General features: G+C 33.3%; 8 protein-coding genes. All 8 read right to left on the reverse strand.

Features of this window, described 5'->3' with window-relative positions; all coding sequences use genetic code 11:
- Positions 1–427 (reverse strand): GDP-mannose 4,6-dehydratase (locus ABJF52_RS08245; protein WP_348148956.1); only part of this gene is annotated, 427 nt, incomplete at its 3' end.
- Between the two features lie 19 nt (positions 428–446).
- Entirely contained in the window at positions 447–2,234 is a 1,788-nt protein-coding gene (locus tag ABJF52_RS08250) for a glycosyltransferase (RefSeq protein ID WP_348148958.1), read from the reverse strand.
- Positions 2,225–3,259, reverse strand: a complete 1,035-nt coding sequence (locus tag ABJF52_RS08255; RefSeq protein ID WP_348148960.1) for a sulfotransferase domain-containing protein — start codon at positions 3,257–3,259, stop codon at positions 2,225–2,227. The genes ABJF52_RS08250 and ABJF52_RS08255 overlap by 10 nt, the downstream gene beginning before the upstream one ends.
- Positions 3,252–4,298 carry an ABC transporter ATP-binding protein gene (locus ABJF52_RS08260; RefSeq protein WP_348148962.1) on the reverse strand — a complete coding sequence of 349 codons (1,047 nt, stop codon included), beginning with the start codon at positions 4,296–4,298 and terminating at the stop codon, positions 3,252–3,254. The genes ABJF52_RS08255 and ABJF52_RS08260 overlap by 8 nt, the downstream gene beginning before the upstream one ends.
- The gene (locus ABJF52_RS08265) at positions 4,295–5,062 is read right to left on the reverse strand and encodes an ABC transporter permease (RefSeq protein ID WP_348148964.1); all 768 of its coding nucleotides are present in this window, start codon (positions 5,060–5,062) and stop codon (positions 4,295–4,297) included. The genes ABJF52_RS08260 and ABJF52_RS08265 overlap by 4 nt, the downstream gene beginning before the upstream one ends.
- 4 nt (positions 5,063–5,066) lie before the next feature.
- On the reverse strand, positions 5,067–5,822 hold the full coding sequence (locus ABJF52_RS08270; RefSeq protein ID WP_348148966.1) for a sulfotransferase: 756 nt from the start codon (positions 5,820–5,822) through the stop codon (positions 5,067–5,069).
- Between the two features lie 165 nt (positions 5,823–5,987).
- The gene (locus tag ABJF52_RS08275; RefSeq protein WP_348148968.1) at positions 5,988–6,926 is read right to left on the reverse strand and encodes a hypothetical protein; all 939 of its coding nucleotides are present in this window, start codon (positions 6,924–6,926) and stop codon (positions 5,988–5,990) included.
- A gap of 113 nt (positions 6,927–7,039) precedes the next feature.
- A complete protein-coding gene (locus tag ABJF52_RS08280) occupies positions 7,040–8,410 on the reverse strand; it encodes a glycosyltransferase family 2 protein (protein WP_348148970.1) in 1,371 nt (456 codons plus the stop codon).
- Between the last annotated feature and the right edge of the window lie 889 nt (positions 8,411–9,299).

Below are 9,299 nucleotides of genomic sequence, written 5' to 3' on the forward strand. Positions count from 1 at the left end.
GGTGGGGTAAATCGCCAAACACTTCATCGGTTGAAATGTGATGGAAACGGAAAGCTTGTTTTTTGTCACCTTCCAACAAATTCCAATACTTTCGAGCAGCTTCTAGAAGAGCATATGTGCCAACAAGATTAGTCTGGATAAACTCACCTGGACCGTCTATGGAGCGATCAACGTGACTTTCTGCAGCTAAATGCATGATCACATCAGGACTGTATTGCTCTAGGACTCGATTTAATTCAAAAGAATCACAAACGTCAACTTTTTCAAAGTAATATCGATTGCCCTGAATCTCAGTAGGAATAGAATCAAGATTACCTGCGTAAGTAAGCTTATCAACATTAACAACAATATTATCGGTTTCACTTAACAAAAAACGAATTACAGCGCTTCCAATAAATCCAGCACCACCAGTAACAAGAACTAACATATCATACTCTTATCTATATTTAATATGTTTTATCATGAAAAAATTCAGATTGTACAATCTCTCTATTTTTCATTAATAAAGGGTTTTCAGAAGAGTTTTTTACAAGCCTAGTAACAAGCTCTTTTGAGTGGAGGCTATATAACGTAGCTAATCCTTTATTAGAGTACTCTTTCTTCTGTTCTGGAGTGAAGCTTTTCGTTTTATGGTGATAAACATAGACACTAGCCATAACTCCAGCTTGAAACCCTTGTTTGTAGAGCCTAATAAAGAAATCATCTTCTTCCCCATATCCTTTAGGGAAAGATTCATGGTCTAAAAGACCAACAGCTTCATATGCCGATTTACGAACCGCATAACAAAATCCGTTCAAAAGATTAACTTTAACAAGCTCACACTCATCAAAAAACACCTTCATTTTGCTATTAAAAGAATCAACCGTATATGAATCAGGCATTTCGTTGATCGCAATTTTACCTAAAGAGTCTCTTAATCTTGGTGTATTTTGCCAACTTCCTGCATTAGTAACAGGACCAAATGCGGAAATATTAGGGTGTTTTGTTGCATATTTTTTCAAACAGCCAACAAAATCGGAAGGTAAGACCGTATCACTATTCAGAACTACAATAATTTCGTTATCAGATGCTTTTACTCCGTCATTAACTGACTGTGTATAACCTAAGTTGACATCGTGAAAAATGATTTTATCGATAATTTCCTGCTGCTTAAGAAACTTAACTGTATCGACCTCACTCGCATCATCAACAATAATCAACTGAAAATCCAAGTCATTTTGACCTACTAGAGAAACAAATAGCTTTTGAACTTCTTCTAAAGCATTAAATACGGTGACAATTATAGATACGCTGTGTGCTTGCTTTGGCTCTAATTGCCTTTTCTCTAAGTCATCCACAAAAAAAGTAGATTCACAACTATTAAAATAGCGAGGTGTCTGATATGTAACTCTATCGCTATGCCTAAATATTTCAAATAAGTTTTTATTAAATCTAGGGATTTTTTCACGATGATTTTCTAGAAAAAAAAGGCTCAGCTCTGGGCTCTTTATAATAGCAATTGGCAACGATATCTGGTCACGTTTAGAGTAGCTTGACAATTCATAAAACCACTCTTCAAAAAACTTGCTAACAACAGAACTTTTGAGCCTAGCAATATAAACATTACTCTCAACTAAGTTAACTGAATTAATTGATTCATAACCATATAACGACACATATGATTCATACTGTCTATCAAGTTCTCGGCAAGATTCCTTAGCAAATTTTTTGCATGCAAGAATCTCTTCTTCAACACTTGTTCTATCAGGATGTTTAAAAAAACCTAAATCGGCATCCCTTCCTTTTAAAGATTCAACATAGTGAGATATACTTTCTTTTACAAGAATGTTTGAGTCAACCCATATCACATAATCATACTGAGACAGAAGCTTATGTGGATTTAATTTTACCCATCTAGCTAGGCGAGTTGAATCCGATTCATACTTATCCAATATCACTTTTATGAATGGCTTTGGCACAAATAAACACGGATCATCAGTAAAAACATAATAATCCACATTTATGTCAAAATATTCTGGCAATTTCAAATCTTCATATGAACCAGTTATAGCTGTAAAAAAGGCAACTTCTTTTTTTTCTTTCTTTAGGGCGTAATAATTTTCAAGTCTATAAACATGTGCATCTTCGGAAACAGTTTCAATTCCTGAAAACTCAACAATAGCTTTATCTAAAGTCCCTCCCAAAAACCTAAGATATATTTTTTTTACAAAATTCCTTAGCCGACTTAAAAACATCTAAATACCTTTAACATTTTTTTCAATTGCATATAAAACCTAATAACCGGCAACTTCTGATAGTAATCAATTTCAGCTAGTTTCTTAACTAAAGATTTTTCAAGACTATCTTTTTGATTTTTTAACTTTAAATTATTAACCATACTAGCAGCACACTCATTTTTATAATGCATGTATTTGTCAAAGATTAAACCATACTCTACACCTCTATCATAACTGACTTCGGGAAAGACTAGATCTGAGTCTAAATAAACTGCTTCATCATTAGAACAAGAAGATCGAAGAAAAGAATTTAATTCTTTAAATCTTTCAGGGACATTCTCCTCATCAACCTCTTGATTTCTAAGATCATTTGATATAGCTTCACTTATAATTTTATCATCAGGCTTTTGATCTATATTTATTTTATTAGATAAAAACCTTGAAATTTTATCAACAACACAGCTCGGAGTTGCATTAAGTTGTTCATAAGAAACAAACAAGACATCCTCTCCCTTCAAGTTATTTAACGCATTAACAACGTATTTATACCATAATTCCAACCAATATTTTTCGTGCGAACCATTTCTTTTTTTTAAACTAGCTGCTATCTCAAGTGGATTTCTGTGAATGAATATATATATAGGCTTGATTAATAAAGCTTCTTTCCAAATAGGAAGCGTCAAACAAATACGAGGTTCTTTAATCACATATGGCCGACTATTCCGATTCATTTTTTCCTCAACATTTACAATGCTATCGAAAACATCACCCCTCTGCTCTAAAACCTTAAAATTCAAAGAACCAATAGCATCCCAATCGCATTTTTGAGAGAACAAAATATCATCATTAATATTTCTAACATCACGCCTTTCCCAAAAGCCCTTAGCATTTTGTGAACTTGACCCGATACCTTCATCCAACTCGCCAAAATACAAGCCAAATTTTGTCAAGAGACTAGTTAATGCAGATGAACCAGACCGATGCATACCTATAACAAAAACCGGAGAATGCTTCATAAAACCTCTACAAGAAAAATCACACATTTTTTTTAAGGAAAAAGTTTAAAATTTCTATTTTATGCCCTTCTTCATTTATCACAAAGACTTTAGACTCTTTTCCAATTCCAACACTTCCCCCTTTATACTTTGATACACTACTAGTTTTGATTTGCGGAAATTTCTTAAAAGTAAATGGTGACGGTAGAGGCAATTGAAACAAAGTCTCTTCACCCTCTGTAACAAGAGTAACATCATAGATAGGATTGTCATTAAGGTTAAAAAGAAAAAAGTTAAAGTACACAATTCCTTCACTAACCTTCTCAACTAAAAAATAAAAATAAAAATCAGGATGCAAGTCATAGTTTTCCACACGCAAACCATGAGAAGAAAAACCTACATTGATATTATATTCAGGAAAAACTTCTTCCGCTGGCCCACACTTTCTAACGGAGCCATTATCTATCCACACAACTCGATTTGCGAGAGCAGAAACTTGATTCTCGGAATGGGATACAATAATAACGGTCATATTTGAGTTTATTTTCTCTAACAGTACACTCTCAGCTTTTTCTTTAAAACTAGCATCACCAACACCCAACACCTCATCAACAAGCAATACATCAGGTGAAGCAAAAATAGCAATTGAAAACGCTAGCCTAGACCGCATGCCAGATGAATAGGTTTTCACTGGCCTATCATAAAAGTCTCCAAGCCCAGAAAAATCTTTAATTTCATCATACAAACGTTCAATTTCTTTTTTCTTATACCCAAGAAGCATACCACTAATTAGCGAGTTGTCTTTTCCAGTCAAATTAGAATCAAACCCAACACCAAGTGAAAGTAAAGAAACACTATTAGTATTAAATATAACCTCACCTTTGTCTTGTCTGATAATACCAGCAAGTAGTTTTAGTAAAGTTGACTTTCCAGCGCCATTCCTTCCCACAATGCCTAATGTTTCACCTGGATAAACTTCGAAAGTTATATCTTTCAATGCAAAATATTTCTTAGAACGGAAAAAACTTTTATTTTGCTTATAAGAAACTGCAACATTTTTAAGACTAATGATACTTTCCATCATCATTCCAAGACCGCCTTTGCTATTTTATAATCTAGCTTTTTATACAAACAAAAGGAAAATAAAACTAAAACAATTGAAAAAACAACAACATAAGTCAATTCATCAAATGACGGAATAGTCTTATCAATCAGAACATCTCTAAACCCTTTCAATACAACTGCCATAGGATTCAAAAAGAACCATGCATGTAATCTTTCTGGTACTTCTTTGTAAGAAAAAAATATGCCTGAACAAAACATCATAAACTGCATAGCGATAGGAACAACAATACTAAAGTCCCTAAAGAAAGGTACGACAACCGCAAAGAATAAAGACACACTAAGAATCAAAAGCAGTTCAACAATAATAATCAAAATCACCCACAAAGACTCTTTTGAGAATTCAACACCTAACCCCCATATCAAAAAAAACAACACAGCAAAAACAAAAACCTGCTTAATCAAACTCTGTAATACAATTGTGATAGGAAAAAATATTTTCAGAATATACATTTTATTCATGAGGGATCGCCCCTGAATAAGACTAAAAGATGCTTTATTAACAGTCTTTGAAAACCACAACCAAGGCACTAACCCCATTAATAGAAAAGAACCATAACCTGGACCACCTCGATCCAGCAAAAATGAAAAAACAAAGTAATAAGCTGACATGTGCAATAAAGGCTCAAGAATCCACCACATATAACTAAATTTGTTATTTGATGTCTCTGACTTTAAGTTGAGAAAGGCCTTTACAAGCACAACTGAGAAAAAACTTTTAATCCTCATGACTCTAACCCTGATTTAAACGATATTTTCTGAGCTCATCACACAGATCAAATCTAGCATTACTTTTAATATAATCTATCTGACCAACCTGTACATTCTTTTCTTTTCCCTTAATGTTTTTTATATATTTATCACACATTTCATCATATTTCCCATTCATCAATGAGCACTCGGTCAAGTCTAAGTATGATACAATCCCTTTGAGCTCTTTATATCTATCCCCACCACTAGGCTCAAAAAAACCCTCATATTCAACTACATATATATTCTCCCTTGCCCTTATAGCCTTTACAGCAAGTTCCAAAGATTTATTCCAAATATCAACAGCAGCTTTATAATCATTCTCCTCCGGCCATCGATCTTTTGGGTTCTGGGCTCTCACATTAAAAGAAGAAGCTACGCTAAAAATGTCGCGATAGATAAATATATACTTACCACCTTCGCCGAACTCTTTCATCAAAGCAGGCCAAAACTTATATAGTTGAGGATATTTATCACCCACCAACCTAACATTTTCATATTTACTCTTATGCAGGTCATAGTACTCCCTGTATTTTCCAGGCCTAACTCCAACACTAGTTTCACTTACACTAATATCAAAAAACTTTTCTTTAGTAAAAAGGCTTTTTTTGACTTTACCGACCTTATATAAGTGTTTAAACCTTTCCATACCAATAAAAGCCTCACTATGACTTGAAATCAACTCAGTCAAAGCAGAAGTTCCAGACCTAGGAGCACCAGATAAAAATAAAAAATTCATATAAAACCTTAAATAAAAAACACTATACTTAACCAACCTAAGAAATAACTCAAAAAGCCTCTACTTCAAAAATAGAAATCTTGTTTTTCGAATGATTTAAACAACAAAAAAAACTCAGGTCTTTGCCAAATCCATCAGAACACCATAAAACCGTTAATAATTACATTAGCAATAGCCAAGTTTTTTTAAGTCAATCCCAATCATTTCAGAAGCCTTGAAATTTATCTCAGAAAAATACTCACCAACCACCCCATTAATTAGAGCTTTATTATTAGCATCAAGGGCAGAGAAAGAATTAGAACCAGCCAAATAAGAAAACGAAGTACAAAATCTCTCCCCCGCTAAAAACTTAAAAAAATTATTACTCGAAGAAATCATCCCTCTAGGTGAAAGCTCTGTACGAATCACATATCGATTAATAAACAACTTAAAATATATTTCTGATAACGACAAGGATTCATTTTTAAAACTTAACTGTGCGTTTCTGAAACGCTCAATATCAACATCTAATAGTTTCGACACTTTAGATTTGAAGTATGAAAAATCTTGAGCCATCAACTCCATTGGAATAACGCTAACATTAGCCTCACCAAACATATCTCTTAACAAAGTAATGTCTCTTGCATAATTTAAGTACTCCAGACGAGGCACTGGCAAACGAGCATTATGCTTTGGATGAGATTTCATCAAAAACTCTTGTAGCTTCATCCCACTTGAGTCGATTATCATTTGTTTCCAGGCTGAATATATCCACGATTTCTGCTCCCTTATAATGTAAATAATTTTCACATCCAAGCCAGTACTTTTAATTCTATTTAAAATAGACATTCTATCATAACCACCAGACAAAGGATATCCCGAAAGCCTCTCGTGTGAAACCAAGGGCACAAGTGAATCCTCGTTAGCTCTCTTAACAAATTCTAAAAAGCACTCTAAATCTTTACTGGAAATTAGCTCCGTTGATGATTTATTAACAAACACCTCCATTATTTTTGACTTTTTCAATCCTTGAAAGAAACCATGCCCCACAGTAAAGAAATCTTTCTGAAGGCTAGATGTTGCAGTCTTATGTAGACCAATATGAAACAACACTTTCTCAGCCATTTTAAAACCTATTTAAACTAATTTTCAGTAGATCCAATAAACACATAAAAACGATTAATATGAAAAACATATAACAAAAATCATCTGGTTTTCATTATTTTTTAGAACCATTCCTACTTAACATAATCGTACAACAAAGGATCTAAACCTACCTCCTCACCCAAAAAATCAACAACCTCCATAATATTATCATTTTCAATATCAAAAACCAGTAAGTCCTTATCCCTTCCTTTAAAATATTCAATCATTTCATTCACACTACGCTCCCACATATTCCTCCAGATAATCTCTAACTCACCCTCACTACACGAATGATATTCTTTTAATTCTTTTAGAATTAAACCATTAGAATGTTTTTTTCTACTTTTTATCCAACCATTGACATCTCTAACATTTAAAATAAATTTCGACCCAGGATAGCAGAAATCTAACTGCCTATAATAATCTTTAGCGTCTTTATTTTCCTTGTGCCAAGTAATATCTGAAAAAACCTGAGCGTCCTCATATTCACACACACTATTGACTTTAGAGTTTACGGTCCTCCCTCCCCGTAAAAGAGGCAAACCCGAAATTAAATTTTTCTCCATGGTTTTTGCCAAATTATCGGAGTCCCAGTGTATAGATCTTAAACCATTATTCTTAAAGAAGTAATGTAGAGATCGAGTGCCACACCGATTGAAACCTATAATGAATATTTTATTTCTATAGCCTTTGACAGATACCGTATTATCAAAAATCTCGGCATAATCGGATGACGCCAGATCCTTTTCAGTATACCCATGCTTTATATACCAATAATTTTCAGACAATTTCCTTAAATTATTTTCCTTAGATATAATGCGATAATGAAAACACAACAAACTAGCGGAAGATATTTTTTTTTCTGTGAGCCCACAATAAAAAGGACTTAAACTTGAATCTGATCCATTTATCGAATCAACAACCTCCCCCTCTCCGATAGGGTGATGATCACTTATATCATGAAACACTGCAGTTTTAAAAATACATTTAACCTCTATCTCATCAAATCTACACCGGAACTTGTGTATATGATTAGGATGCTTTTTATCGTGATTCCATCTCCATAAATTTTCAGCTAATAGTTTTTTAGGATCAAGTTCCCGACCGTTAGAGGACATCATAACCCAAGGTACTTTTACACAATCAAAACTTGAATAACTATCAACGACCTCCTCAACTATTGTTTTATGTGACATTTTATTTGTAGAAATAAACTCATCTACATCTACATAAATAATCCAATCAAAACTCTTTCTGATTTTTTTATACAACTTCGATGCCGAATTGTTTTTTATAACATTACTATCATATATAACTGTAACATCACTCAACCCTTCAACACTTTTATATATCCCCTTATCCTTACTATCATCATCTATAATATAAATATGATCAACACCTTGAGAAATATAGTAATTGACAAACTCTAATATAAAGAACTCATCCCTACATCTTGTTATCAAACCGAAACGATTCGATTTTTTTTTCCTAAAAAAATTAAAAAACATCTACAACAACCTTTATTAAAATACGTAATTTACACTATAAAAATCATTTTACTTATTAAAGACTTTAACCATACCAAAATCAACCATTCACAAAACAATATCAAGCTTAAAAATCAAGCAACCTATTAAAGCCCCCCTAAACTTACCAAAAAACATTTTAAATAGACCTTCTATCACATTAAATCACTGAGGCCATCTATTCATTTAATCACAAGCTTATATCTAACCGATATACAGTAATAACCTTAATTTACTTCAATATTTTTTGACAAGAAACCTTACAAGCAGCATTGCAATTAACAATAGCACCTATCAGGCTACTATGGACAAGCTTATAGGCTCACGGGAATACCTTGCATCCTTTGAAAAACTGCAGTTGACACAAGCAAACAAAGGTTGCAATAACAATACACAACCTTCAGGCCAAGCACATACCCTCTATACCCTGCTTACTTCTACACTTACAAAACCCAAAAAAAGGAAGATACGAATCACAACAAAGCTAGTCACCTTTATATAGTTAGTTTAAAAGCACAACAATTTGACGATTACACGGAAAACTGATAATGGCCTGAGATATTTAACTAACCATAGTACGAAGCAAACTAAATTTGTCACCCTTCCTGTTTTAAAAGCTCAGCCACTTACTGAGTATCATTCTTTTTAGGCTGGCCATTTATAAGTGAAGTATACCCCATAGAAAGGGTTGACTCGATTGCTTTTAAGACCTAGAACTAATGACAAGCACATAATGGATTAATTCTTTGAAATTACAATCTATTCGAAAGTTTACTGCAGCAGCATGATTTTTTTGTTTTGTCATGGCTGCAGAATCAAAAACTTA

It is taken from the genome of Aurantibacter sp. (assembly GCF_039941195.1).
In the GTDB taxonomy this organism is placed as follows: domain Bacteria; phylum Bacteroidota; class Bacteroidia; order Flavobacteriales; family Flavobacteriaceae; genus Aurantibacter_A.

What these genes read in the sequence shown, in the direction of transcription:
- ABJF52_RS08250 (WP_348148958.1), bottom strand. Translation starts at nt 2,234, where the DNA reads ATGTTTTTAAGTCGGCTAAGGAATTTTGTAAAAAAAATATATCTTAGG.
- ABJF52_RS08255 (WP_348148960.1), bottom strand. Translation starts at nt 3,259, where the DNA reads ATGTGTGATTTTTCTTGTAGAGGTTTTATGAAGCATTCTCCGGTTTTT.
- ABJF52_RS08260 (WP_348148962.1), bottom strand. Translation starts at nt 4,298, where the DNA reads ATGATGATGGAAAGTATCATTAGTCTTAAAAATGTTGCAGTTTCTTAT.
- ABJF52_RS08265 (WP_348148964.1), bottom strand. Translation starts at nt 5,062, where the DNA reads ATGAGGATTAAAAGTTTTTTCTCAGTTGTGCTTGTAAAGGCCTTTCTC.
- ABJF52_RS08270 (WP_348148966.1), bottom strand. Translation starts at nt 5,822, where the DNA reads ATGAATTTTTTATTTTTATCTGGTGCTCCTAGGTCTGGAACTTCTGCT.
- ABJF52_RS08275 (WP_348148968.1), bottom strand. Translation starts at nt 6,926, where the DNA reads ATGGCTGAGAAAGTGTTGTTTCATATTGGTCTACATAAGACTGCAACA.